Below are 24905 nucleotides of genomic sequence, written 5' to 3'. Positions count from 1 at the left end.
GTATTAGGCATGCAGAAAGAAAAACTTTCCGCCTTAATGGATGGTGAAACGCTGGATAACGAGTTGCTCACCGAATTAACTCGTTCGCCGGAAATGCAAAAAACCTGGGAGAGCTATCATCTCATCCGTGATTCGCTGCGCGGCGATACGGCGGATGTGCTTCATTTTGATATCTCTTCTCGCGTCATGGCTGCCATCGAAAATGAGCCCGCTCGTCAGGCGACGCCGCTCATTCCTGAAGCCCAGCCAGCGCCGCATCAATGGCAGAATATGCCATTCTGGAAAAAAGTACGTCCGTGGGCGAGTTCACTCACCCAAATGGGCGTTGCGGCTTGCGTATCGCTTGCAGTTATTGTCGGTGTCCAGCACTATAATGGGCAATCAGATTCTACTCAGCAGCCCGAAACACCGGTTTTTAATACCTTACCGATGATGGGCAAAGCAAGTCCGGTTAGCCTGGGCGTGCCGTCTGATGCTACTGCGGGTACTGGCCAGCAACAGCAGGTTCAGGAACAACGCCGTCGCATCAACGCAATGTTGCAGGATTATGAATTGCAGCGCCGCCTGCATTCTGAGCAACTTCAGTTTGAACAGGCACAAACCCAGCAGGCTGCTGTTCAGGTGCCGGGCTATCAAACTTTAGGAACGCAATCGCAGTAATGAAGCAACTTTGGTGTGCCATGTCCCTTGTGGCTGGCAGCCTGTTCTTCTCTGTCAACGCCTCGGCTGATGTCTCGTCCGGGGCGTTGTTGCAGCAGATGAATCTGGCCAGTCAGTCCCTCAACTATGAGCTGTCATTCGTCAGCATCAATAAAGCCGGTGTCGAATCGCTACGCTATCGTCACGCGCGTTTGAATAATCAGGCGCTGGCGCAGCTCTTGCAGCTTGATGGTCCGCGTCGTGAAGTGGTGCAACGCGGCAATGAAATCAGCTATTTTGAGCCGGGCCTCGACCCGTTTACGCTCAATGGCGATTACATCGTCGATTCCCTGCCGTCGCTGGTCTATACCGACTTTAAACGCCTGGCGCCGTACTACGATTTTATCTCCGTTGGCCGCACCCGTATTGCCGATCGCTTATGCGAAGTGATCCGCGTCGTTGCGCGCGATGGAACCCGTTATAGCTACATCGTCTGGATGGACTCTGAAAGCAAACTGCCGATGCGCGTTGACCTGCTCGATCGCGACGGCGAAACGCTGGAGCAGTTCCGCGTCATTGCGTTTAACGTGGGCGATCAAGTGGGTAGCAGCATGGATAAACTGGCGAAAGCCAGCCTGCCACCGCTGCTCTCCGTTCCGGCGGGCAGTAAAGTGAACTTCAACTGGTCGCCGACCTGGGTGCCTCAGGGCTTCAGCGAAGTCTCCAGCAGCCGCCGCACGTTACCTACTATTGATACCGCAGTGGAATCTCGTCTCTTCTCGGACGGTCTGTTCAGTTTCTCCATCAACATCAGCCGGGCCACGGCCAACAGCAGCGAACAAATGCTGCGTACCGGTCGCCGCACGGTGAGCACCACCGTGCGCAACCAGGCTGAAATCACTATCGTCGGTGAACTGCCGCCGCCAACGGCGAAACGTATTGCCGACGGTATTAGCTTCAAGGGCGCACAATGATTAAAGAGTGGGCGACCGTTGTCTCCTGGGAGAACGGCGTAGCGAAAGTTCACTGTGACGTGAAAGCGTCATGCAGCAGCTGCGCGTCACGCGCGGGCTGCGGCAGCCGCGTGCTGAATAAGCTGGGGCCACAAACCAGCCACACCATTACCGTTCCCAGCGCCGAACCGCTGGTGGCCGGGCAAAAAGTGGAGCTGGGAATAAGCGAAAGCAGCCTGCTGGGTTCCGCTATGCTGGTTTACCTGTCACCGCTGGTGGGGTTGTTTCTCATGGCCTCTCTGTTCCAGGTGCTGTTCGGCACAGACATCGCTGCCATGTGCGGGGCGCTGTTAGGCGGTGTGGGTGGCTTTTTACTGGCGCGCGTTTTTTCGCCGACGCTTGCGAAACGCGAAACGTGGCAACCCGTCATCATTAGCGTTGGCCTGCCGCCTGACCTCCTGCGAACCTCCACCTCTTCCGAATTGAGCCAGTGATCGCACTGGCTTTATTTTTATTTACATCTGGTATGAGAAAGCCGTGAGCGGAACCGCTATGCTTGCTGGAAGAGCATTTCCTGGTTGCGCAGTTGTAGTGTAGAATGCGGCGTTTTCGAACGACACAAACGTCAGGCACAGAACAGCGGCCTCAAAGTATTCGTAAGGCATAATTATCTTAATATATGAAGAATATACGTAACTTTTCGATCATTGCACATATCGATAATTGATACCCTGCCACCCTCCGAAAACCCCCGACAAAATCCCCCTTAGAACCCCATCAAATAAGCTTTCACAAAAACAATACTGGTTGCATGTACAGTCAACCTACGACATCATAAGTCATGGTTTTTGTGTCCACCAGTGCGTCCATATCCTATGATGGACACAGAACCTCCCGTTCTGATGGACACACGCAGGAACAAATCATGGCTATTTCAGATAGTTATCTAAAGTCGTGCCTCGGGCGCGAACGCGAAAAAGTAGAAGAAAAAGCAGACCGGGATGGCCTGTGGGTGCGCATTTCTAAAAAGGGCGCTGTTACCTTTTTCTACCGATTCCGCTTCCTTGGGAAGCAGGACAAAATGACGATCGGCAGTTATCCGGAGTTTGGATTAAAGGCTGCGCGCGACGAGGTAGCAAAGTGGGCCGCTATACTCGCCCGCGGCGAAAATCCACGAATCAGGCAAAGCCTCGACAAAGCGAAGATTCACAACCAGTACACTTTCGAGGAGCTGTTTCGCGAATGGCACTCTATGGTGTGCATACAGAAAGAAACCGCAGATCAGATCCTGCGAACTTTCGAGTTACACGTTTTCCCTAAACTCGGGAAATACCCGGCGCATCAGCTCACGCTGCACAACTGGCTAACTGTTCTGGACCGGCTGGCGCAGGGCTATTCTGAGATCACCCGGCGAGTAATAAGCAACGGCAAGCAGTGCTACTCCTGGGCAGTAAAACGCCAATTACTTGAGGTGAATCCTCTGTCTGAAATGTCAGGCCGTGACTTCGGTATTCAGAAACAAATGGGGGAGCGAACTCTTGACCGTAATGAATTAGCTATGGTCTGGCGTGCTATCGACGATTCTCGCCTTATTGAGCGAAACAAGATCCTCTATAAATTATGCCTGATATGGGCGTGCAGGGTTGGAGAACTGCGGCAGGCAGAAACCGCGCATTTTGATTTCGAAGAAGGGATCTGGACCGTGCCGTGGGAAAACCATAAGACGGGGCGGAAGAGTAAGAAACCGATAATCCGTCCAATTATTCCTGAAATGCTTCCGCTGATACAACGAGCCATTGAGCTGGCGCCGGGCCGCTTTGTTTTCTCAAAATATGAAGACAAGCCGATGAGCGAGGGCTTCCACATGAGCATCAGCAGTAACCTGGTCAAGTTCATGCTGAAGGCGTACAACGAGCAGGTGCCGCACTTCACTATTCACGATCTGCGCAGGACTGCGCGAACTAATTTTTCTGACCTGACAGAACCACATTTAGCAGAGATCATGCTGGGGCATAAGTTGCCGGGTGTATGGTCTGTCTATGACAAGTATTCGTATGTAGAGGAAATGCGGGAGGCCTACGGTAAGTGGTGGGCCCGACTGATGAGCATCGTCGAGCCCGATGTTTTAGAGTTCACGCCGCGTCAGGTCGGGTAAGTCTACCCTTATCATCACGCGTTAGATTCAGGTGAGACATTGGCTTACGGGTTGCCCGCGACATTTCTTTAATCTGCCAGGCCGTTACTTTGGTTTTAAGCCATTTATTGGGGCCGCCCATGTACGCGCAATCAGGTTCAGGAAACGGATTCTCTTTTGAGTCTCTCTTCCTGTATCGCTCGAGAGTGCGTGAAGATATGCACAGCTGATCGCAGATGTCCCTGGTACTCATTAGCTCAAATTTATTCGTTGTTTTGCTCATCTTTGTTCTCCGATGGCCCATTGCTGGGCCATTTTGATAATTCGTTATCAGGACACCTGGCCGGGAAGGGCGCGAAGGCGGCGCATGCCTGTCATCGCGGTGGCCACGTAGCTTGCTTTCCGGTTCACGACTTCAACAGTGACTTTCGCGCCCTGAACCGCGACTGTGTAAGTGGTTTTGGTCTTCTGTCTGCCGAACTCGCCGAACCGCTCTACGTGTTTCGCCAGTGCAGCGTCACAAGCCTGACGGCCCAGAGGAGAGCACTTACTGCGGTTAATCAGTCGCATGGTCATCTCCTTGGATACGCTTAAATTCGATCACCCAGACCCAAGGGTTGGCGTCGAAGCTGCCAGAACCATTAACCTTGTCCCACCACGCTTTGAAACCATGCATTTCTGGGCATATTCCAACCGAAACGCCAGCGATTGCATAATGTTCGGCATGATTAAAGGCGTGTCCCGCTACGGTGTCGCAGTATTCGAGCATGTCGCCAAGGTCATTCAGTAGGTCTGATTCATCAGCAGCCTGAAGTCTCTCGACGCGGATTCCGGTTATCTCCAGAGTGATTCGGCTTGCGGAGCGAGGCATTACTGCGCCAGATTGTGGACGCGTCCAGTCACCCCATTCCGGCTCACCATCGGCCCAATACCAGAAATCTGGAACTTCATGCGGCACCGCAGGGTCGAAAAAGTTAAATGATGCGAGACGTGAAAATGGTTCTCTAACGCAAAGGCGGTCACCCACAATTCCGAACGGACACAGATAAATTTGCTCGCTGGTATCAACCCATGGTCCATCGGTTAATTTTGCCAAGCCATCTTCGTCAGGTTGTGATTTCATAACTCGGCGAACCTGCGCCATGCTTCCATCAAGCAGGGCGCGCACCTGGTGAACATTGAAAATCATTCCGCGCTCAGTCATTCCAGGCCTCCAGCTCGTTCTGTATTTCCTCGTCGATTTCGTCGTTGCCAGCCTCTTCATTGAGGAAGCTCAGTGCTTCTTTCCGATACTGCTCACGACGGCTGCTGTCGTACCAAGCCGAGAACTCTGGAGACCAGCCACGGTCATCGCCGTTATCGGCAAAAAAATCATGCATTGCGTTGTTATAGGCCAAGTTATCTACCATGCAGTCAGCAGTTGTCAGGGCGCATTCGCGGATATAGCCGCGGAGATCGCGCTTATGCCACCATGGACTAACCTTCGAATCACAAAGTCCCTTGAACTCAACTTCCCAGCGGCGGATACAGCGTGCATTTAATGATTTGCTCATGTTCATACCGGGAGGGCGAACCCTCCCGCCTCCCTTAGTTCGCGTATTCCGGTTTCATGTCGTCGAGGGTGATACGGAACTGGTCATATAGTTCGTCGCCCAAGTGGCGGCGCGCCGCGGTAAGCGCTGATTCTGCCTTCGCAAACAGTTCTGCCGCGTCTGGTTCGCCGGGATTAGGCAGAGAGTTAATCGCCGCCTCGACTTTGTTGCGGTGATCCACCAGGTAGTAACGCTTAACGGCTTTGTTCTTCAGTTCGGTGAACAGTGCGGTACCCAGCAGCGCTTTCTGAGATTCGATATCCGCACGGATCGCTTTGGCCTGGTCGACGGATCTGGCAGCTTCAATGCGATCACGAAGTTCGCCGGCAACATTGTCCGCGTTTGTTACAGATTGCTGATCGCAGCTGGCTGTAGTCACCGTCTCCCCAGTAATTTCAGTAACGCTCATTCTCTGTGGCGCTGGATTGATTTCCCGCTCTGGCTTGTCTTCAATCTCATCAGCGCTGTAAACGCCAAGAATTACATCTGGGCAATACAGCCGCGCCCAGCGCTTGACTGCGAGATATGCTAGTTGTTGACGTGGATCACTTGCCCAAAGTGTTGAGTTACGGACCTGAGCCTGAGATAGCATGAGCACCAACTCGCGTGGTTCATCCTCACCTTTCATCGTTGCCCATACTCGAATCCCAACGCCTGCTTCATCCTTTAAATCCCAGCCTGGGGCGATGTATTCATTCCCTTTGCTGCTGGTTTTCTTAATGAAGCGGCCCACGATATTTTCCCATTTCCCAAACCAGTCATAATGAATACGGTCTTTCGTTGGGGACATGTTGGTAATAACCGCGTTGACCAACTGAGCCTCATACCCAAGGACTCCGCTATTGCCAACGATATGAGTCTTCTGCGCGACAGCGAACGGGTCCATTCCCCATCGGGCCGCCTGCATAACTACGGCCATACATGCGTCAGGCTTTTCGCGGAAATGACTCGGTACGAATGCGCCGCTATTTGCCATCACGACTGATAATGTGCGCAGGCGGTCAAATAACTCGCCATTTGTTAAAATGGAGATGTTGTCGATCATTTGCGTCTTGTTTTCTGTGGTCGAAATTGCTGTAGACATGTTCATTTCCTCTTATGCCAAACGCAGCGCTTCAAGGCGGCGCATGTCGAAATCATTCAGTTCGTCGGTATAGTCGACGGTTATCGGCGCTGGCCACTCACCCGTATCAAATCCGGTTGCGATGGCTCGCATGGCATTTCGATACTCCAGCATGCCCAGTTCCAGCAGTTCAGTGGACGCTTCAATAATGGCGATCCAGTGGTAGTTCTCGTCTTTGTTGACGAAAATCCAGAAGAACTGGTCCAGTGCCGCGGTTTCGCAGTACATGGCCGCGCTTAGGTGATAATCGCGGTCGATGATTTCGCGGTGTAACTTGGCGCGCAGACCTTCCTGTTTGATGTTCCACATGCTGATGGTTTTCAGGTCGGCACCGATGCGCACACCGTCCAGGTCGATTTCCAGATCCGGACGTACGCGGACTTCCAGCCCGGTTTCGTCGTCGAAGCCGAAATAACTCACTTCTACAGCGCGGTTCGGGTGCGTTAGCAGCTTGCCGGCGGTCGGGTGCTGTAGCAGAGCTTTCTGGATGTTTAGCGCGGTACTTAGCTGCTGTCGGGTGACCAGTACTTTTCCTTCGGGATTCTCGCGCCATGCATCGATCAGTTCGTCGGCAAACTCCGCGTCCGGGTTTACTGCCTTCACGGCCTGAATCAGATCTGCCTTTGTGCCAGATACTTTCAGCGGCTGCGGTTTCTGCACTTCCTGTGCTACTTGGTCAGGGTTAATCACCGCCAGCTGCTCGAGTAAAGCGTCACGGCTTCCGCTGGTTTTCACTTGAGCGGGCAGGGTGGCGTTGTACTCTTTGAGACATGCTTTCATTGCCGTTGCGGTCTGCTTCTGGCCTTCTTCAATACGCTGAAACTCAGCTGGCAGAGCCATGTAGCTTTGGCCGGTCTCTTCCAGAGAAGTACCCAGCGGTAGCTGTGGCGGCAGGGTGGCGTTGTACTCTTCAAGCAATGCTTTGATGTCGTCGGCAGACAGCTGCGCCGGAAGGCTGGCGTTGTATTCATCGATAAACGCCCGGATCGTTGCGGTTGTCGTGAATGCGCCTTCCGGGATTTCTGGCTCAACGCTGAATTCTGCATCCAGTTGCTCAGGTTGCAGCGCCAGTGCATGTACAAGGTTCCCCATATCCAGAACCGGAGAGCGTTCCTTCGTAATGGTCTTCTCAACGTGGCGCGCATTGAAGTACATCAGGCTCACGCGAGCATCTTTAACCTGGGTGCTGCTGATACCGTTGGCGGCGTGATATACCTCGTTTGGTAAACCTTCATAACGGCCAGGCTCGAAGAATGCCGGGTACTCGATGGCTGGTTCTGCCTTCAGGTCTTCCGGCTCGCTGGCTTTTTCCAATTCCGGTGCTGTGTCTTCTGCCGTAATCGGCGTTTCAGCTGTCGGAGTTTCCTGTTTGTTGCTGTCATGCTCCAGCGTGTCCAGTTCTTCTTTCAAACCGGATTCCATCGCTGCATATGTTGCATCACCCGTCACAGAGCCACAGTCCGGGCAATGCCCACCACCAATAGCGCCACATCCGGTACATACTGTTTCCGTTACGGTATCTGCCTGCGAATCATCTTCCACAGTACCTTCGCCTGCTGGTAACGCAGCGCTATTTTCGGCTTGGGGTTGCTCAGTCGTTTCCATCTGGCCATTGCTGGTGGTCTCGCTTTTGTTGCCATAGAGTTTTGAATTCATCATCAAACCTTCAACGGAGAAGATCCCTCCGCCAACGTTGGTGACTTCAGGCTGTTTAGTCGATGTCAGGTCTTCGCGTACCCACTTCGGATCTTCCTGGTCGCTGATTCCATCAACAAATTCCCCGCGCTCCGCTGCGAGTGTGTCACTGATTTCCTTATCCCAGCTTTGTGCAGGGTTGTGGCGAGCAGCCTTCAATGTTTCATCAGAAGGTTTTTCGTGGTTGCTTTCCGTCAGGTTAGCGTTGATGTATCCACTGAGACGTCCGGGATACTGGAAATGCTCTGGGTGGCACTCCCTGATTAGTGCGAAAATGGCTGCGCGGGAGTAATCGAGTATTCCGGCACGTTTGCGAAGAGCTGCTGACCATTCTTTGAAAGGGCTTTCTTTTTTGCTGACGATCTCTTTCGCCCGACGATAAACACCACCAGGAATGTCGTAGATGTTGAAGTCCATCGGCAGGGTGGCCAGTGCAATTTCAATGTCTAATGAGTCCAGCGTGTGGGTTAACTCAGGGTTACGGTCGGTTTTATTGCCGCCGCCTGCGTTTGTGCCTACGTCAGTTCGTGTAACCGGCTGTTTATCCAGCGTCGCCTTATTATGTTTTGCGAACCACTTCGCCGTTACATCGTCGCGTGAAACGCGATCGCTCTGATGTGTATTGAGCCACTCAGCAAAGAATGTGATCAGGTCATTGAGCATCGGAGCTTTACCGTCCACCGGCCAGATTGATTTTGTGGCAGTAAACAGGTCGGCCAGTGTTTCCGGGAACACGTGCTCAATAGGACGAGTTTTGAAATCACGCGCGGCCAGCAATACGTTCTGGGCGTATGTTTCATCCATATCCATCTCTACACGCGCAATCTCCTGCAACTGCTCAGTAGTCAGCGTATCGAAAAGCCCGTACAACCAGGTGCCGAGTACTTTTTTCTCGTATGGAAATTTGCCGTAGGCGAATAGGTCAACAGCTTCCTTCTCTGCTTCTTGCGTAGTGGTTACTGCGTTCGCATCGGTAGGCGCGGTGGCATCGGCGGCAGCCGCTGGTGTGCTTTCATTGTGAAAGGCATCATCAGGCTTGCTGCCGGGCTTCAGTTGCCAGGTGCGCATGTCTTCCGCCAGCTCATAGCGTTCGCACCAGGTTAAATCAACAGTGCTTTCTTCCGGGAGGTCATTAAATACGGGGAAATCAGTGCGGATCGGCTTCTGATAATCTTTACCGCGTCCGGTCTCAATATTCGCATCTTCCAGTTCAACATCGAGCTGGAGATTGGCGCGTGCTTCGGTTTTTGCCGTGAACCAGACGACTGCGTCTGGCTTGCCGGATTTCTGAGTGGCTTTAACCACGTAGAAGAATTCCATGTGAGATCCTCAATTTTGGATGTTAGAATCCCCGGGCCATTGATAGCGCCCATTGGGTGTTCATTGGTTTTGTGTAATTTCCGGTGTAACTTTGGTCGGAAGCACCGGACGTACAGGCCCGCCTTGCGCGGGTTTTTACGTTATGATTCGTGTGCCATCTGGTCGTATGAAGCACAACGAACAGAGCAGTAATCACGTTCTTGGTGCTTCAGCTGCGCGCCGTGAATCAGCGTCAGCACATTCTTAACTTTTTTTCCCTGCTCGATAGTCTTTCCACACAGGTGGTAAGCGCATTTCTTCTCCTGCATAACTCCTCCCGTTAATGGCTAAGGCCATGCCCTAAACCGTTTAGATAAACCTCAACCAGTAAGTCTTTGATGTAGGTTCTCTCCATGCCACGCTGAAGATACAAACGACCGCGCGCATTAGCTGATGCAGTCCAGGTCGAATCATTGTGTTTGACGAGCATGCCCGGCATAACTGCGCCGCGGTTGACTGTCTGAGTACCATAATGCTGATGAACCATCTTGATTACCCTCACGTTATGCCTGTCTTTTATCCACTTCAGGCTCGGTGGTGATATGCTGGTAGTTCTCACACAGCCAGCAAGGAACAACTATGAAATCAGTAACTAAGCCGTGCCCTATTTGTGGTGTAGGCTCTATGTCTTTTAACCATGTCAATCAGGTTGTTAGCATCAATTCAAAGCCACCTACGATTCGTGAAGTACCATCAGTGGTTTACATATGTGATGAACACGGATGGTTTTCACTTTCGGAAAAGGTTAATGGTCTTGTTACGTCAAAAAATGATCCTGTGCTTAAACAAAAATTGGCAGCTATCGTTAAAGAGCGATACGTGCCAGAACAGGATCAGCCATTAGCCCTGAAACCTATTGAGTCCCTCGCATAAAGTCTTTCCGGCTCTCACTGCGATATCCCAGGCGGTACATTTTCGCGTAGGCTTTGCCTCGAGGAATCCCGCCTGTTCTAGCCATTTTTCTAACGAGATGGCGCATATGCTTATGTTCGGGGCTATCCATCCCTGTACCACCATTTTCCCGAGAGCTTGGTAGTTGCATCGGTTTTTGACGTGATTCGATAATTCGTGACCAGCAGGCTCCAAATCCGTACATGCCTGTTTTCTTCGTATTGCCTTTCATCTCACCCTCTCTGCTCGTATCGCTGAGCTGCGGAACGTTTACACCTGATGCGCGTTGATTAATCCACCTCATCCGACTTTTCATATGCCGTCGGCGGCTACTTCGTGGGCGTCCTGCCTAGGTGGTTCGTAGTGCGTTTGGGTGATTTCATTAAACACAAAGTTTAAACCAGTGTCAACAGAATGAGTATTTACGAATAAACAAAATGTTTATTTGTGGGTTTGGGGTGAGTATTCAACAGATTTTGGACAAAAAAATCCCGACGTTAAGGTCGGGAGCGGGAAGTTCTGGCCTTTATTTTGGCAGGGAGCTGGTGGGTGAGGGTATAAAAAAACCGGCACAGTGGCCGGGATCAATCAGTCGGTGATTAGTTTGCTCAAAAATATCTCAGTCGGTTTGTATGCATCACCTTTTGATGATGTAAGCTTGTAAGTTATTGCTACATCAGCTCTAAATGCAAATTTATGCGAAAGATCTTCAGGCTTTATCCCTGGTGCTAGTACAAGCTTTACCCTTCTATCCACTAACCCTGGAATTACTGCAGCCCATCCTTTTTTCGGGTTATCGAGATCTAGAGCTCTAATCTCAAGATCAACATCATAATGATCTCTGACATAGGTATCAGCCTCAAAGGAAACTTCGGTTGGGGTTTTTGATATTAAATCAGAGGGTATCGTGACAGATGCGTTGTCACTACCTATCAACAATGTTGCGTTATCATCATTTCTGGCTGGTGATAAAATTTTAACGGCGCCCTTGGCAGCTATTTTCTTATCAATCAATGTACTGTTAAGTACGGATTGGATCCTTTCTGGTGATATGCTCGTTTCACCAGCTCCGATATTAATGATAACATTGTTATTTGCTTCGAAGTGGGATGCATTGTCAGGAGCCATATTTTTGACGGCAAGATACATGCCCGTAGCGAGCACACCAGCAATTACCGTCCAAACTAAGGCGCTACGCATTTTTCCTTCTCCGATGTATCTTTCATGCGCATTTTCGAGAAATTTATCGAAATTCTCTTCGTTGCCAAAACCTAACTTAATCAGAATTTTTTCAGTAAGACTTCCAACTTCTAACTTTTGTACCCTGACTTCTATGTCCAGGATATCACTTCCCGTTAGTTCGGCAAGGACTCCTTTTGATTGTTTGATAATTGCTTCCCAGCCTTGAAGGGATTCGATTATCTCTTTGATACTTGGGTTGTTACCAATTGAATAATAGATGTTTTCTGAGTACTCAAGTTGATAAGGTGCTTCCATTACCATTCTCTCTATTAAAATATAATTAGATTTGTTACCCAGAAGAGATCTGTTTCATCGTTCGGCAACAGCAACTCACTCATTATAAACACTTAACTCATTCGCCCTGCGAACGGATCCGCCCTTTCATGTACTTCTCGTACAGCTTATCCAACTCATTCAGGCGAAGAGAAATGATCCTCAGGAGGTTCTGTTTTTCTTCGTCGTCTGGCAACTGGCGATAGAGTTCTAGCAGTCTTTTCTCATCTGCTTTTAAGCCATCTTTCTCGTCAACTTCCTGCCCAAGAACCCACTCAAGGCTTACCCCTAGCGCATCCGCCAGCTTTATCGCCGAACTTTTCCCAATTGTGCCGCGCACGAACCAGTTATTGACCGACTGAGCACTGACCCCGCATATGCGAGCCATGTCCGACTTGGTCAACTTCTTAAGCTCAAGGATCTCGTTGAGCCTCTGCACTTGTGGGTGATTAATCTGATGAGTTTTTTCTTTCATAACAGGATTCTAAACCAAAAGTTTATTAGCTCAATATTCAAAATGTTGACAATAATATAAACATTATGTTTAATTTGCGGTGTTTCCACTGGGGTTAAATATGAAAGCAATTGATAAAGCCATTACCAGAGCAGGCACTGCAACCCGGTTAGCCGAACTACTGGAGGTAAGCGCAATGACCATCAGTCATTGGCGGAATCGCTATCAAGGCGTGGTTCCAGCTGATCGAGTATTGCCAATCTACAGCGCTACCGGCGTCACCCCGCACGAACTGCGGCCTGATCTGTACCCAAACCCAACCGACGGACTACCAAAGCAAGGAGCGTAATCATGCAAGCTCTGAATACTCATCAGGATACCGCGTTTCGCGGTAACCAATTGATAAACCGTTATCACAAATGTGAACAGGAAATTACCCCGGAAAAAGTCCGTGATGCGGTGCGTGCCTGGGCGTCATCCATCAACAACCAGGATGTGGTTACCGGACTCATCGTCGAAGAGTGGGAACGGCAGGGCGGTTATGAGCTGGATTTTCCTGTGGACCTAAGCCGCCAGCGGCAGAAACTTTTTCGCTGGCTCGACGGTGCCACGCCAACCGCAAAGGCCAATGTTCGCTTACTCACTCCGGCAATTCTTGCTGTTCTGCCGCTGGAGTTTCGCGGACGGCTTGTTTCACAGGATTGCTTCATGACCCGGTTCGCTGCAATGGAGAAGGAGCTGTCTGAAGCGAAGCAGGCGCTGATGCTCAATGCGCCACAGCACCAGGTGGTAAAAGAAGTTCGCGAGGGAATCGAAAAGATGCTGGCCATGCTTCCCGCGGAGGCAATGTGTCAGGTGATTAGCGGTATCGCGGCACTTGCGCCGGGAATGATGTGAGGTCGAGATGAACCACATCCAATTCATTGAGAAGCATGTTCGCGACGAACTGATTAAACAGGGCTTCACTGCGGCGGTCGCGCAGGGGGGGGGCATTCCAGGCGGTCGATATGTACAAGCGAATGAGTCAGGCAAGCCGAAAGGGAAGGATTTTTGATGATGTATTGCGTCACGCAAAACTATGGGCAGAGAAGCAAACACTGCCATCAGACAAGTTCGAGAAGAAGCGCGTTAAGCGTAATCAGCCGCAGCAGAGGCTGTTTTGAATGGGTGAAGACTGTTGTGCGCCAACACAGCCAGTCTTCGGTTGCAAAAACGGAGAGTTATTGCGAGGCCAGTATGTCAGTAACCAGTACAGAGGTAAACATCCAGCCAACACACAAATGCTCGTTTTGCGGAAAGACGAATGTTGAAGTTGCTGGCGTTCTTGTCGCCGGACCGGGCGTCTCAATCTGTCAGGACTGCGTTTTTTTGTGCGTTGAGGTGGTCTTTAAGCACTCCGCCAAAACAGACGAACCGACAGCACTTTAAGCATTCAGAGGTTTTTATGCGTGATTACGGCAAGGTGCATACATCTTTTTGGATAAGCGATGGAATGCGTCGGGTTTCTGATGATGCCCGTCTGCTTGCGCTGTACCTGCTCACGGGGCAACACACGAACATGATTGGGTGTTTTCGGCTGCCTGATGGATACGTTTCGGAAGACCTCAACTGGACTTCTGAAAGGGTTTCGAAAGGGTTTGATGAGCTATCCAAGAACGGTTTCGCAACGCGTGATTTTGACTCGAAATGGGTTCTTATTCGGAACTTCATGAGTTGGAATCCTGTTGAGAATCCAAATCAGGGTATAGCGGCCATGCGTCTGTTTTCTCAGGTGCCGGATAAATCGACCGTCAAGCCAGAGCTGGCGCGGATTATGAATGATGCGATAGCTCATATCGGAGGCGCAAAACTAAAGGGTTCTGAAAGGGTTCTGGAACCGTTCCTTAACCAGGAACAGGAACAGGAACAGGAACAGGAAGAAGAAAACACTTTGGGGCATGGCTCCGCCACCCCCCCTGAGAGTGATGATTCTTCCGATGGTGGTGTATCACCGAAAAAAAATCCCTACCCGGACGATTTCGAACAGGTATGGGCGATTTATCCAAAGCGTTCAGGAGGCAACAGTAAGGCTGACGCCTGCAAAGCCTGGACTGCCAGGGTTAAAACAGGCGCCACAGTTCAGGAGTTGCTTGATGGCACCCGGCGTTATGCCGATTTCGTGAGGGCCACGGGGAAGCTGAATACCGAGTACGTGAAACAGGCGGCAACGTTCTTTGGTCCCTCGAAACACTACGAGGAAGCTTGGGAAGTGACAGCGCCGTCAGGTATGCGGGATCCGAATGCCATTTCCCGTCCAGATAACTCCATCCCACCAGGGTTCAGGGGGTAGCGATGAAAAATATGATTAGTACCGGCAGCGCGCTCGAGCGCCTGAAGAAACTCATCCCGCCAGGCGTTCAGCCAAAGTTCACCAGTGCAGCTGAGTTGCTGGCGTGGCAGCGGGAAGAAGGCCTCAAGCGATGTGAAGAACTGGACAAACTGAACCAGAAGGCGAGAACAGAAAAAATCTTCGGTCGCTCAGGCATCCAGAGTCTGCATCGCAACTGCACATTTGCAAACTACGAAGTGTCCGGCGAGGAGCAGCGCAAAGCCTACACCCTGGCGAAAAGCTACGCGCATAACTTCGGTACCGGTTTCGCGAGTTTCGTATTCAGCGGCGCGCCGGGAACTGGGAAAAACCATCTTGCGGCGGCGATCGGTAACCACCTTCTTAGTGGTGGGCGTTCAGTGCTGGCGGTAACCATTCCAGATCTGATGCTACGAGTTCGCGAATGTTACGACGGTGGACAGTCTGAAGCTGATTTATTGGACGACCTTTGCCGTGTCGATTTGCTCATCCTGGACGAAGTAGGTATTCAGCGCGGGAGTAACGGCGAAAAGGTGATTCTGAATCAGGTTATCGATCGACGTCTCTCTTCCATGCGCCCGGTTGGCATTCTGACCAACCTGAATTATGACTCCCTGATGAATACGCTTGGTGAGCGGATTCTCGATCGCCTTCAGATGGATGGCGGTATGTGGGTGAACTTTGACTGGGGTAGCTACCGCAAGAACGTCTCGCACCTGCGGGTCGTCAAATGAGGGGGAATCGGAACTATGGCTAAGAAAAAAATCGATACGAACGCGGTGCTGGATTTTTTGGCTGCAAACCCGAAATCGACGGTCTTCGCAATTGCAGAGCATCTTGACGTTTCTGTGGATGGCGTTCGCTCCAAGATGCACCGCATGCGTGATGCTGGTCAGGTGATGAATGAAATCGTTGATCGCGTTTGTTACTACAGCGCAATACGTTGTCAGCCCTTCGGTGTGAGCACCAGCGCGCAAATGCTTAACAGTCTGCTGGCTAAGGCGAGAAATAATCGGGAGGGGTTATGAGCAACCAGTTATTCGTCAAATGCATCAAAGACACTGAAGGCTACTGGACTGAAGGGGAAATGTACGCTGCTCAAGTTGTTGCTGGTGGTTTTGTCCAGGTTGGTGATGATGACGAGCCAAATGGCAATTCCTGGAGCGCTGCACCGAGTGAATACCGCGAGGATGGCGCGATCATTTATCAGGTTGGTGGGCTGGACGGTGATGTTCTGTTTGAGGAGCGTGCAGCATGAGCATGACAACAGAACTTGAACTGGCGCAGCGTATGAAAGCGGCGGCGCTGAAAGCAACCCAGGGCGAATGGTGTGCTTTCTCTGACCATGCATCCGGGACTTATGCAGTTCATACGCTTGAGGATAAGCGCTGCGGAGACGTTATCAAATGGCCTGGTTTCGATGGACAGGAAAATGCAGAGCGCAATGCAGAATTCATCGCCCTGGCTAATCCCGCTAACGTGCTGGCGCTGCTAGAGAGGCTGGAAGCCAAAGAAGAGCAACGAGCCAACTGGTTTCATATGGCTGAGAAATTGGGTAATGAGCTGGATATTGCCGAAAAGCGCATTGCTGAGCTGGAGCGTATGGAGTCGACACTTCGCCCGGTAGGTGTGATGAGCCAGAAAGCATATTGCCGGCTGGAGAATAGAGAATCACGATTCATTGCGCTCTGGCCCCGTCCTGAAATTTATTTACCGCGTAAACGTCCTGATGATGGCGTGATAGTTTTCGCCCGCACCGCTGCTGGCGTAGCCGTGGAGGGTGAATAGATGGACGCGCAACTCAATTATGCCACTCGTCGAATCATTGAACTTGAAAACCTCCTGCTGATGGATGTTCCCGAGACAGTCTGGCCTGCAGAGGTAGGTGTGGTCTTCTCACAAGTTGATAACGCCGGGTTACTCCCGGCGCATCACCAGCGCCGCCTGAAGCACCATATCAATCGCATGTGGTTGGAGAAAATGCCAGTACCGGCAATCGTAACGGCGGCCCGTTCACTGGCCACAGCAATGGAGAAATACGCGTGAATCTGAATGAAATCATTGTTGATAATTTTGCTGGTGGCGGCGGTGCCAGCACTGGGATAGAGCTGGCTATTGGTCGCAGTGTGGATATCGCTATCAATCACGATCAGAATGCTGTTGCGATGCATACGACGAACCACCCAAACACGCTGCATTACTGCGAAGATGTTTATGATATCCAGCCAAAGGTTGCGACCGCAGGCCGCCCGGTAGCGCTGGCGTGGTTTTCTCCAGACTGTCGTCATTTTTCAAAAGCAAAGGGGGCCAAACCAGTCGAAAAAGCAATCCGCGGGCTGGCCTGGGTTGTTTTGCGCTGGGGATTGGATGTTAAGCCGCGGGTGATGAAGCTGGAGAATGTCGAAGAATTTAAAACGTGGGGGCCGCTGCTGGCCGGTGAAATGCGTCCGGACCCGGCGCGCGCTGGAGAGACATTTGAGGCGTTTATCGGCATGCTCACCACTGGGATTTCAGCTGAACACCCGGCGCTGGCGGAGTGCTGCGATTTTCTGAATATCCCCCTTGATAGTGAGGATGCCGCTCGTCTGGTTAAAGGGCTCGGCTATGTTGTTGAGCACCGCCAGCTGCGCGCCTGTGATTACGGCACGCCTACAATCAGAAAGCGTTTCTTCATGATCATGCGCTGCGATGGTAAACCGATTGTATGGCCGGAACCGACTCACGGCGATCCGAAATCACCAGCAGTTCAGGCGGGCAAGTTGTTACCGTATCACACCGCTGCGGAATGTATCGACTGGTCAATTCCGACACCATCAATCTTTGGTCGCAAAAAGTCGCTGGCGGAAAATACTCTCAAACGCATTGCACGCGGAATCCAGCGTTTTGTTATCGACAGCGCATCGCCGTTTATCGTTAAGTGCAACCACACCAGCACGCGCACTGTATATGACTGCTTCCGTGGACAAACACTTAACGATCCGCTGCAAACCATCACCAAAGCGCCGGGCTATGCGATTGCCGTCCCACACCTGACGAAGTTTCGCTCCGGTGCAACCGGGCAGCCAGTGACCGAACCTGTGCCCACTGTCACAGCTGGGACGTCGGTGCGCCCGGGCGGCAATGGTCATGCTCTTGGGTTGGTTGAGGCGGCGATCACTCCGTTCCTGGCTGGCAATGGGGGCAGTGAATATCAGGCGAAGCCGCGCCCACTAAATAAACCCGCTCACACTATTCTGAAGCAATCGCGCAGTTGCCTGGTGGCTCCGGTTATTGCCCGGCAGTTTGGTGCCAGTATCGGCCACCGGGCAGACGAACCGAGCGCAACTATCACCGCGGGCGGTGGCGGTAAATCACAGCTGGTGACGCCAACGCTGATTCAGATGGGTTATGGCGAACGTCCAGGGCAAGAGCCGCGTGTGCTGAAACTTGATAGCCCGCTTGGCACGGTCACCGCTGGCGGTAATAAATTTGCGGTTGCCGCTGCACATCTCATTAAACATTACGGCGGGAATTACCAGGGCGCCGGAGTGGGGATGGATGAGCCGATGCATTCTGTGACCACCGTCGATCACCATGCTGTGGTTGCTTCTCACCTGGTTAAATTGCGCGGAACCTGCCGGGATGGACAACGCACCGACGCGCCAATGCCGACTGTCACGGCTGGTGGCCTGCATGTAGGGAACGTTGAAACTCATCTTGCCGTAGATGAGTACGACGAAGAACGCGCGCAACAAACGCTGGCGTTCCTGCGCAAATACTGTGGTGAGGATTGTACCGGGTTGGTGGTGATCGATGGCGTGACGTATCGCATTGTTGATATTGGTATACGCATGTTACAGCCGCGCGAACTGTACCGGGCGCAGGGCTTCCCGGACTGGTACATCATTGACCAGGACTACCGCGGCGTGAAGTATGCGAAGGATAAACAGGTCGCGCGCTGCGGGAATGCCGTGCCTCCGCAATTCGCTGAGGCTCTGGTTAGAGCGAATCTTCCTGAGATTTGTTCTGCGTATGAAGCTGTAGCTTAACTTTGTTCACTGCCGCACTGTAAGCGGCATTTTTTTAGAATCGTCCTCTCTGAGCGAATAGCAGACCAACTAATCTAAGCCTACTTCTTTTATCTCATCATCAGCACGCTCTGAAGCATCGACTGCGTATCTTGCAGGACCGCTAACATTGATGCCTACATAATTGAAAACCGAATCTGGCTTGATATTAATCAAAAATGACAGATTTAACTTGATGAAAAGAAAAACAATCCTTGTTTTCTGACAAAACACTGGGATAGTAGTGTTGATTATTAGACGATCAGTCAATATTATTTATTGACTACTTTCTAGCTAAATGACATTCAACCGGAAAGACGAGGCAGAAGTGTTTAAATCATTATTAATCAATAAAATAGATGATCGCTACAGTACGCAAATTGCTGAAATCGCTGAAAGCGAGCTGCCACAGGGGGATGTGGAGGTCAATGTCGACTATTCATCTATCAACTACAAAGACGCACTGGCTATTACGGGCCGCGGGCCTATCGTCCGGCACTTTCCAATGGTGCCAGGTATTGATTTTGCCGGTACAGTGTCCGCCAGTTCACATCCTGAATATCAGACTGGGGATAAGGTCCTGCTGACCGGCTGGGGTGTAGGAGAAAAACATTGGGGTGGGCTTTCCGAAAAAGCGCGGGTAAATGGAGACTGGCTGACGCAGCTCCCGGCTGGCGCAAATAGCAAACATGTAATGGCAATCGGAACAGCTGGTTTTACCGCGATGCTGTGTGTCGACGCATTATTGAATCATGATATTAAGCCTGAAGATGGCCCGGTACTTGTAACCGGTGCCAGCGGAGGTGTCGGGAGCATTGCGGGCATGATCCTGGCGTCGATGGGGTACCGCGTGACCGCGTCTACTGGTCGTCCGGAAGAAGCTGCCTGGCTTTATAAAACGGTCGGTGTAGAGGAGATTATTAATCGCTCCGAGCTTGCCTCCCCTGGAAAACCGTTACAAAAAGAACGCTGGGCTGCCGCCATTGATACAGTCGGTAGCCATACACTCTGCAATGCCTGCGCCGGGGTTCGATATGGCAGTATTGTTGCAGCCTGCGGCATGGCTCAGGGGATGGATTTGATGGGCAATGTGGCTCCGTTTATTCTGCGTGGTGTCACGCTGAAAGGGATTGACAGTGTCATGTTCGCGAAAGAGAAAAGAGCAGCAATCTGGCAACAGGCGGTAAAATATTTACCAGAGTCCAGACTGGATAGCCTCACTACCGTTTATCCTCTCAGTGACGCCATCAATGTGGCTGAAAAACTTCTGAGTGGCGGAATTCGCGGTCGTGCAGTTATTCAATGTAGCTAATTAGATGGATACCGAGCTCAGTCTTGGTGTAATAAGTTTCAGGGGCTGCGGCCCCTTTTACTGGTCAGTTGCTGCTTCCTGAGAACACTGATAGCTTACCGAGGTTTTGAAATAGCTCCAGAAGTCGTACACAGGCTGAGTAGAACAATAGAGTTTGGCACGCATTACCGCACCTTCCCAGCCACTCCAGAAAATAGCCGCCAGTTGTGTGTTATTCATATTTGAACTTATTTCGCCTGAAGATAACGCGTCGGACAGGCAGGTCGCAACAAGTGCCTGCCAGCTCTCAAGAATATTCTGTAGCACTTTAATAAAGGATTGGGGAAGCCCCGGACTCTCCTGCATCATATTTCCAACCAGGCAGCCGCGAGTAAAATTGTATTTTTTAATTCCTTCACAGGCATCATTGATGAAATTTTCCAGACGTACCATTGGTGTGCAGGATGATTCATGTAGATGTTTTTTGAGTTTATGCTCGAAGAAACTGTCATAGGCGTTCAGAACGGTCTGAGCATAATCCTCTTTACTCTTAAAGTAGTAATAAAATGAGCCTTTAGGGACATTGGCATTTTTAACAATGGCATCGACTCCCGTCGCAAGAAAACCATTCTGCGTCAGCAGTTCAAGGCCGCTGCGGATCAGATCATTACGAGTATCTGCATAGGTACTTTCTGTCTTTCGAGGCCTTCCCCGTCCACGATTTTCGCCTGTCATGACTCATCTCCTACATTTTATTAACGCAAAAGAATAAGTGATTTTGCGCGAGGGCATCAACCAGTTTATCCCCAACAGCGGCAAAGTGGTCGCTTTTGCCGACTGGGCAGTGGCAGAGCCTGTCGCTACAGCATCATCGCTGAACAGTGCAGAATTAGCAACGTCCGCTTTTGCACAAAGCAGACGCCCATTCTCATGCGAAAGCTTTTCCTTTGTCTTGCCAACAATCGAATCGCTTGCTCCACAACTATGGTTTTTTAGTAGGATTTTCGTCACTAAATAAATTATAATAAATTGATTTTATGAGATATTTGTCATGGGCTATAAGATCAGCTCGATTTGCATGCTCTAAAGTTTCAGATGCCAGTATATGTGCGGGTTCAGCAAATATTCTTGGCCAACCCTTACTCAGCATAGACAGCCCTTTAAGGACTCTTATCTGAATCTCCCTCATACTGGCACCGTCGCGCGCGACAGGTGAGAAAAAGTCCTCCAGTAGATCGTTATTTTGAAGTGGTGCAACATGTACTGAAGGATATTTCACTTCTATTTCCTCAGATTTATTCTGCGCGTAAGCAGAAAGTATACGAACACCTCTGCCAATGACATCGATGGCGGTTCCAGGATCGTTCACTGCGGGGGAAAGGGCCCGGCAAGCTATTTCGGCCATGACGCTAAGACAAAACCGGGGATCCTGAGCAAATGAACGTACATCCGAGACAATAATTGTCTCAAGTAAATCGGTGCTGATAGATGATTCCTGGTCTTGACTCAGGTAGAAAACTGGCATGGACGGATGTATGAAACTGCCTGGCTGCGCCACGAGATATACATGACGGGGATCATTGGTCAGCAGCTTGCTGAGTTTCACCATATCAATATATTCAACATAGCCAATCTTCTCCGGATGTATTGCAACCGTTCCTTTCGGTTGTTTATTATTCTCAAGCCATGGATATCCACCAAGACAAGGATTTCTTGCTCTCGCAATAAATGTTTCGATGGCCACCTGTTCTACTTTTGCCGTTGTCTCACCAACCCTCCCCAGAGAGGTCAAATGCTGTATCCAGCGAAGCAATGTGATGAGGATTAAGGCAATGACAACCAGTGTGACAATGAATAAAATGACTCTCCCCCTTTCTCCATAAGCTCCCATATTGAGGGCAATAATCCCTACCAGACTGAAGAGAAAAGAACCGATAAAGGTGGCTAGTACATTTTGTGTGGTTACGTCTTCAACAACTAAACGCGTAGCTCTGGGCGTCACATTAGTAGTGGCAGAACCGTAAGCTGTGACCATGATACTTAGCGAAAATGTAGTCACTGCGAGCATACTCGATGCCAGTATGTTCAGAATGTTATCGACTGCTTCCGCACCAACCTTCACCGAAACTGACTCAGGTATCATCGATTTAAAAAGAACAGATAAAAGGGCCGTTATTATCGCGACAATTGCGAATAATGTTGCCCTGAACCATATTTTTTTAAATGTCTGTTTCAGAATCCATTGCCAGCGTGAAATCATTCTGCATATCCTTGTATTGAGTTCGGGTAAAATAAATGCCGCCCTGCAGGACGGCATTTTTGTATTAACGAACGAGGTGCAGGAAGTGCAGGTGTTTTTCATACTGGTCGAGTATGTCATTAATCAGCTGTTCCTGATTCCAGCCCATCACATCATAGTTTTGACCGCCTTCTTTCAAATAGACCTCAGCGCGATAATATCGATGTTGCTCAGCCTGCTGCTCGTCATTGTCCATCGCAGCCATGGCGAAAGCCGGTGAGTTATAGCCACGAAGTCTCACTTCATAAATAAAGTTCAGCTCATTGCCCAAATCGACTTCAAGCCGAATACGATCGTCATCAGCATCACTTATATGGCTTATCGTCCCCTGTTTGTTAAGTTCTTCCTGAACCAGCGTCATGGCGGGCTGGATAACGTCGCCCATAAAGCGTTTCACAAGAGAGCGCTTTGGGAGATAAGCGATATTGCGCAACCGTCTCTGCCATGGAATCGGGTTACGCGCCGCAGTCGGAGCAATTGTCGCCATGCTAAGGCTTTCACGCTTGGTCAAATCCCGACGCAGGGCTTTTAATAATCCGTATATGGATATCAGTAAGATCACTGAGAAGGGCAATGCACTCGCTATTGTCACCGTTTGCAGCGCACTTAGCCCTCCCGCAAGGAGAAGCGCAATTGCAACAACTCCCATGAGCGCGGCCCAGAATATTCGCTGCCAAAGGGGGGGGTTTGCCACTCCACCTGATGCCAGAGTATCCACAACCATTGCCCCCGAGTCAGCTGATGTTACAAAGAAGACGATGACCATCGCCATTGCAATGAATGACAGCACGGAAGAGAACGGGAAATGCTCCAGGAAATTAAACAGAGCCAGCGCGACATCCTGCTGTACAGTATTGGCGAGGTCTGTAGCCCCCTGGTTCATAATGAGATAGATAGCGCTGTTACCAAACACCGTCATCCACATGAGCGTAAAGCCGGCGGGAACAAACAGCACGCCGGTGACAAACTCGCGAATAGTTCGTCCGCGGGAGACCCGGGCGATGAACATTCCCACAAACGGCGACCATGAAAGCCACCATCCCCAGTACAGTAATGTCCAGCCCCCCAGCCAGTTGCTCGACTTAGGCTCATACGCGTAAAGGTTGAACGTTTTACTCACCAGTTCCGAAAGATAACCGCCCGTATTTTCCACAAATGACTTCAGCAGAAGCACGGTTGGCCCCAGACACAGGACCAGCGCCAGGAGCAACAACGCCAGACCCAGATTGAGCTCAGACAGGATCCGTATTCCCTTGTCCAGGCCGGACACCACTGAAATCGTCGCTAACCCAGTGATGACCACGATCAGAATGACCTGCACCGTTTCATTGATGGGCACCCCGAAAAGATGGTTCAAACCGGCATTCACCTGCAAAACACCGTAACCCAGCGATGTCGCAACGCCAAAGACCGTGCCTATAACAGCGAAAATATCAACCGCATGGCCTACAGGCCCATATATGCGATCGCCAATAATGGGATAGAGTGCGGAGCGCAGCGTTAAAGGCAAACCATGACGGTAACTAAAGAACGCCAGAATCAGCGCGACAATGGCATAAATTGCCCATGCGTGCAGTCCCCAGTGGAAGAAGGTCAGACGCATTGCTTCCTTGGCCGCCGCAACAGTTTCTGGAGTGCCGACAGGTGGCGAAAGATAATGCATTACAGGTTCGGCAACGCCAAAGAACATCAGGCCGATACCCATCCCCGCTGAGAAAAGCATCGCAAACCAGGAGTGGTAGCTGAAATCAGGCTGCGCATGGTCTGGACCCAGCTTTATATCACCGTAGCGTGAGAGTCCCAGGAACGTGACACTCAGTAAAATCAGGGCCACAGCAAGGATGTAAAACCAACTGGCATTCGTGAATATTTGTTGCTGAAGTAGTTTAAAATTTTTGTCGGCGACATCCGGGAATACGGCGGCAAAGGCGACAAGAAGGAAAATTAGCAAAGCAGATGTATAGAATACCGCTTTGTTAATATGGCTTGTTGACTTCTTTGGGATTGTATCATTTTCACTCATAATCATTTATTCCATTAATTAAATCCGTACTGGATAGAAGGTACCACCTCTCACAGAATAGCAAAGTTCAACTGGCTATGTTGCGTTAACTGAGCACATGGTGCGATGAATGCCTATACAAATCATCCTATAATCAAAGGAGTCCTTTGTTATTCAGCCTGCCACTTCCTGAGCATTTAAATTGCATATTCTGTACCAGAGATGGGATATACGTTAAGTGAAGTATATTAGGCACGAATTAACAGCTTCTGCTTTTGGCACAAAGCAGATGTTAACACCCTTCGCCATGTTACGACCTGCTTGTTATCTGACCAAAAGACCCAATTCGGCGGTTTTTTTTGTATAGGGTTATTCGCAATTCGTGCCCTTAAAACATTGCAAAATCCAAATGAGAGGTTTATAAAGTAACTGTATATTCATGGGTCTTCCCCGATCATGGTGGGAAGGCTCAGAACGCCATATTCAGCTTTCCGTAGTGGAACATCACCCCCAGTTTAAAGCGCTCCCGGTTTCGGTATCCCCTGGCTTTTATCCTCAGCAGCCT

At 50.5% G+C, this 24905-nt stretch carries 29 protein-coding genes; 16 read left to right on the top strand and 13 right to left on the bottom strand.

The window, feature by feature from the left end; genetic code table 11:
• The first annotated feature begins 9 nt into the window (after positions 1-9).
• The 4 genes from rseA to ACWWFX_RS22430 all read left to right on the top strand — a co-directional run bounded on the left by rseA (position 10) and on the right by ACWWFX_RS22430 (position 3747).
• On the top strand, positions 10-660 hold the full coding sequence (rseA, locus tag ACWWFX_RS22445; protein WP_015963388.1) for an anti-sigma-E factor RseA: 651 nt from the start codon (positions 10-12) through the stop codon (positions 658-660).
• Positions 660-1613, top strand: coding sequence for a sigma-E factor regulatory protein RseB (gene rseB / locus ACWWFX_RS22440; RefSeq protein WP_015963389.1), 954 nt, complete (start codon positions 660-662; stop codon positions 1611-1613). The genes rseA and rseB overlap by 1 nt, the downstream gene beginning before the upstream one ends.
• The gene (gene rseC, locus ACWWFX_RS22435; RefSeq protein ID WP_473224825.1) at positions 1610-2086 is read left to right on the top strand and encodes a SoxR-reducing system protein RseC; all 477 of its coding nucleotides are present in this window, start codon (positions 1610-1612) and stop codon (positions 2084-2086) included. The genes rseB and rseC overlap by 4 nt, the downstream gene beginning before the upstream one ends.
• Before the next feature lie 431 nt (positions 2087-2517).
• Positions 2518-3747 (top strand): tyrosine-type recombinase/integrase, encoded by a 1230-nt coding sequence (locus ACWWFX_RS22430; RefSeq protein WP_473224824.1) that lies wholly within the window; start codon positions 2518-2520, stop codon positions 3745-3747.
• Here ACWWFX_RS22430 and xis read toward each other — a convergent pair.
• From xis to ACWWFX_RS22390, 8 genes are all read right to left on the bottom strand, one after another.
• Positions 3725-4009 (bottom strand): excisionase Xis, encoded by a 285-nt coding sequence (xis, locus tag ACWWFX_RS22425; protein ID WP_473224823.1) that lies wholly within the window; start codon positions 4007-4009, stop codon positions 3725-3727. The genes ACWWFX_RS22430 and xis overlap by 23 nt on opposite strands.
• 47 nt (positions 4010-4056) lie before the next feature.
• The gene (locus ACWWFX_RS22420; protein ID WP_473224822.1) at positions 4057-4296 is read right to left on the bottom strand and encodes a DUF4060 family protein; all 240 of its coding nucleotides are present in this window, start codon (positions 4294-4296) and stop codon (positions 4057-4059) included.
• Positions 4283-4930, bottom strand: coding sequence for a hypothetical protein (locus ACWWFX_RS22415; protein WP_473224821.1), 648 nt, complete (start codon positions 4928-4930; stop codon positions 4283-4285). Before ACWWFX_RS22415 ends, ACWWFX_RS22420 begins: the two co-directional genes overlap by 14 nt.
• Positions 4923-5279, bottom strand: a complete 357-nt coding sequence (locus tag ACWWFX_RS22410; RefSeq protein ID WP_473224820.1) for a hypothetical protein — start codon at positions 5277-5279, stop codon at positions 4923-4925. Before ACWWFX_RS22410 ends, ACWWFX_RS22415 begins: the two co-directional genes overlap by 8 nt.
• Positions 5280-5313: 34 nt before the next feature.
• Positions 5314-6402 carry a RecT family recombinase gene (locus tag ACWWFX_RS22405; RefSeq protein ID WP_473224819.1) on the bottom strand — a complete coding sequence of 363 codons (1089 nt, stop codon included), beginning with the start codon at positions 6400-6402 and terminating at the stop codon, positions 5314-5316.
• A 12-nt stretch (positions 6403-6414) separates the two neighbouring features.
• Positions 6415-9456: a RecE family exodeoxyribonuclease gene (locus ACWWFX_RS22400; RefSeq protein WP_473224818.1), complete on the bottom strand. Its 3042-nt coding sequence runs from the start codon at positions 9454-9456 to the stop codon at positions 6415-6417.
• Between the two features lie 140 nt (positions 9457-9596).
• The gene (locus tag ACWWFX_RS22395; RefSeq protein ID WP_448849869.1) at positions 9597-9764 is read right to left on the bottom strand and encodes a YdaE family protein; all 168 of its coding nucleotides are present in this window, start codon (positions 9762-9764) and stop codon (positions 9597-9599) included.
• A gap of 11 nt (positions 9765-9775) precedes the next feature.
• Positions 9776-9982: a cell division inhibitor protein gene (locus tag ACWWFX_RS22390; protein ID WP_473224817.1), complete on the bottom strand. Its 207-nt coding sequence runs from the start codon at positions 9980-9982 to the stop codon at positions 9776-9778.
• A 92-nt stretch (positions 9983-10074) separates the two neighbouring features.
• Here ACWWFX_RS22390 and ACWWFX_RS22385 point away from each other — a divergent pair, with 92 nt between their 5' ends.
• Positions 10075-10368, top strand: coding sequence for a hypothetical protein (locus ACWWFX_RS22385; RefSeq protein WP_473224816.1), 294 nt, complete (start codon positions 10075-10077; stop codon positions 10366-10368).
• 606 nt (positions 10369-10974) lie between these two features.
• On the opposite strand, the gene ACWWFX_RS22380 is transcribed toward ACWWFX_RS22385, so the two are convergent.
• Together ACWWFX_RS22380 and ACWWFX_RS22375 are read right to left on the bottom strand one after the other, a co-directional pair.
• The gene (locus ACWWFX_RS22380) at positions 10975-11883 is read right to left on the bottom strand and encodes a hypothetical protein (protein WP_473224814.1); all 909 of its coding nucleotides are present in this window, start codon (positions 11881-11883) and stop codon (positions 10975-10977) included.
• A 97-nt stretch (positions 11884-11980) separates the two neighbouring features.
• Positions 11981-12376, bottom strand: a complete 396-nt coding sequence (locus ACWWFX_RS22375; RefSeq protein WP_473224813.1) for a helix-turn-helix domain-containing protein — start codon at positions 12374-12376, stop codon at positions 11981-11983.
• A 100-nt stretch (positions 12377-12476) separates the two neighbouring features.
• Here ACWWFX_RS22375 and ACWWFX_RS22370 point away from each other — a divergent pair, with 100 nt between their 5' ends.
• The 11 genes from ACWWFX_RS22370 (at position 12477) to acuI (ending at position 20060) form a co-directional block, all read left to right on the top strand.
• Positions 12477-12704, top strand: a complete 228-nt coding sequence (locus ACWWFX_RS22370; protein ID WP_473224812.1) for a YdaS family helix-turn-helix protein — start codon at positions 12477-12479, stop codon at positions 12702-12704.
• A gap of 2 nt (positions 12705-12706) precedes the next feature.
• Positions 12707-13252 carry a toxin YdaT domain-containing protein gene (locus tag ACWWFX_RS22365; RefSeq protein ID WP_473224811.1) on the top strand — a complete coding sequence of 182 codons (546 nt, stop codon included), beginning with the start codon at positions 12707-12709 and terminating at the stop codon, positions 13250-13252.
• Between the two features lie 156 nt (positions 13253-13408).
• The gene (locus tag ACWWFX_RS22360) at positions 13409-13783 is read left to right on the top strand and encodes a ClpX C4-type zinc finger protein (RefSeq protein ID WP_473224810.1); all 375 of its coding nucleotides are present in this window, start codon (positions 13409-13411) and stop codon (positions 13781-13783) included.
• A gap of 16 nt (positions 13784-13799) precedes the next feature.
• On the top strand, positions 13800-14684 hold the full coding sequence (locus ACWWFX_RS22355; protein WP_448849876.1) for a hypothetical protein: 885 nt from the start codon (positions 13800-13802) through the stop codon (positions 14682-14684).
• 2 nt (positions 14685-14686) lie between these two features.
• On the top strand, positions 14687-15436 hold the full coding sequence (locus tag ACWWFX_RS22350) for an ATP-binding protein (RefSeq protein WP_473224809.1): 750 nt from the start codon (positions 14687-14689) through the stop codon (positions 15434-15436).
• Positions 15437-15451: 15 nt separating this feature from the next.
• A complete protein-coding gene (locus ACWWFX_RS22345; protein WP_473224808.1) occupies positions 15452-15730 on the top strand; it encodes a hypothetical protein in 279 nt (92 codons plus the stop codon).
• Entirely contained in the window at positions 15727-15960 is a 234-nt protein-coding gene (locus ACWWFX_RS22340; RefSeq protein WP_473224807.1) for a hypothetical protein, read from the top strand. Before ACWWFX_RS22345 ends, ACWWFX_RS22340 begins: the two co-directional genes overlap by 4 nt.
• Entirely contained in the window at positions 15957-16490 is a 534-nt protein-coding gene (locus tag ACWWFX_RS22335) for an ead/Ea22-like family protein (RefSeq protein ID WP_473224806.1), read from the top strand. The genes ACWWFX_RS22340 and ACWWFX_RS22335 overlap by 4 nt, the downstream gene beginning before the upstream one ends.
• A complete protein-coding gene (locus ACWWFX_RS22330; RefSeq protein ID WP_473224805.1) occupies positions 16491-16748 on the top strand; it encodes a hypothetical protein in 258 nt (85 codons plus the stop codon). It abuts the gene before it with no gap.
• Between the two features lie 2 nt (positions 16749-16750).
• Entirely contained in the window at positions 16751-18730 is a 1980-nt protein-coding gene (locus tag ACWWFX_RS22325; RefSeq protein ID WP_473224828.1) for a DNA cytosine methyltransferase, read from the top strand.
• A 346-nt stretch (positions 18731-19076) separates the two neighbouring features.
• Positions 19077-20060, top strand: coding sequence for an acrylyl-CoA reductase (NADPH) (gene acuI / locus ACWWFX_RS22320; protein WP_448849878.1), 984 nt, complete (start codon positions 19077-19079; stop codon positions 20058-20060).
• 57 nt (positions 20061-20117) lie between these two features.
• Here acuI and acuR read toward each other — a convergent pair whose 3' ends face one another.
• The 3 genes from acuR to ACWWFX_RS22305 form a co-directional block, all read right to left on the bottom strand.
• Positions 20118-20774: an acrylate utilization transcriptional regulator AcuR gene (gene acuR / locus ACWWFX_RS22315; protein WP_448849907.1), complete on the bottom strand. Its 657-nt coding sequence runs from the start codon at positions 20772-20774 to the stop codon at positions 20118-20120.
• A 247-nt stretch (positions 20775-21021) separates the two neighbouring features.
• On the bottom strand, positions 21022-22299 hold the full coding sequence (locus ACWWFX_RS22310; RefSeq protein ID WP_473224804.1) for a DUF2254 domain-containing protein: 1278 nt from the start codon (positions 22297-22299) through the stop codon (positions 21022-21024).
• A 64-nt stretch (positions 22300-22363) separates the two neighbouring features.
• Positions 22364-24361, bottom strand: a complete 1998-nt coding sequence (locus tag ACWWFX_RS22305) for a BCCT family transporter (RefSeq protein ID WP_473224803.1) — start codon at positions 24359-24361, stop codon at positions 22364-22366.
• Between the last annotated feature and the right edge of the window lie 544 nt (positions 24362-24905).

It is taken from the genome of Pseudocitrobacter sp. 2023LY-00077 (genome assembly GCF_055796175.1).
The sequence above is the reverse complement of the archived record's forward strand: the minus strand, read 5'-3'. Positions and strand labels throughout refer to the sequence as shown.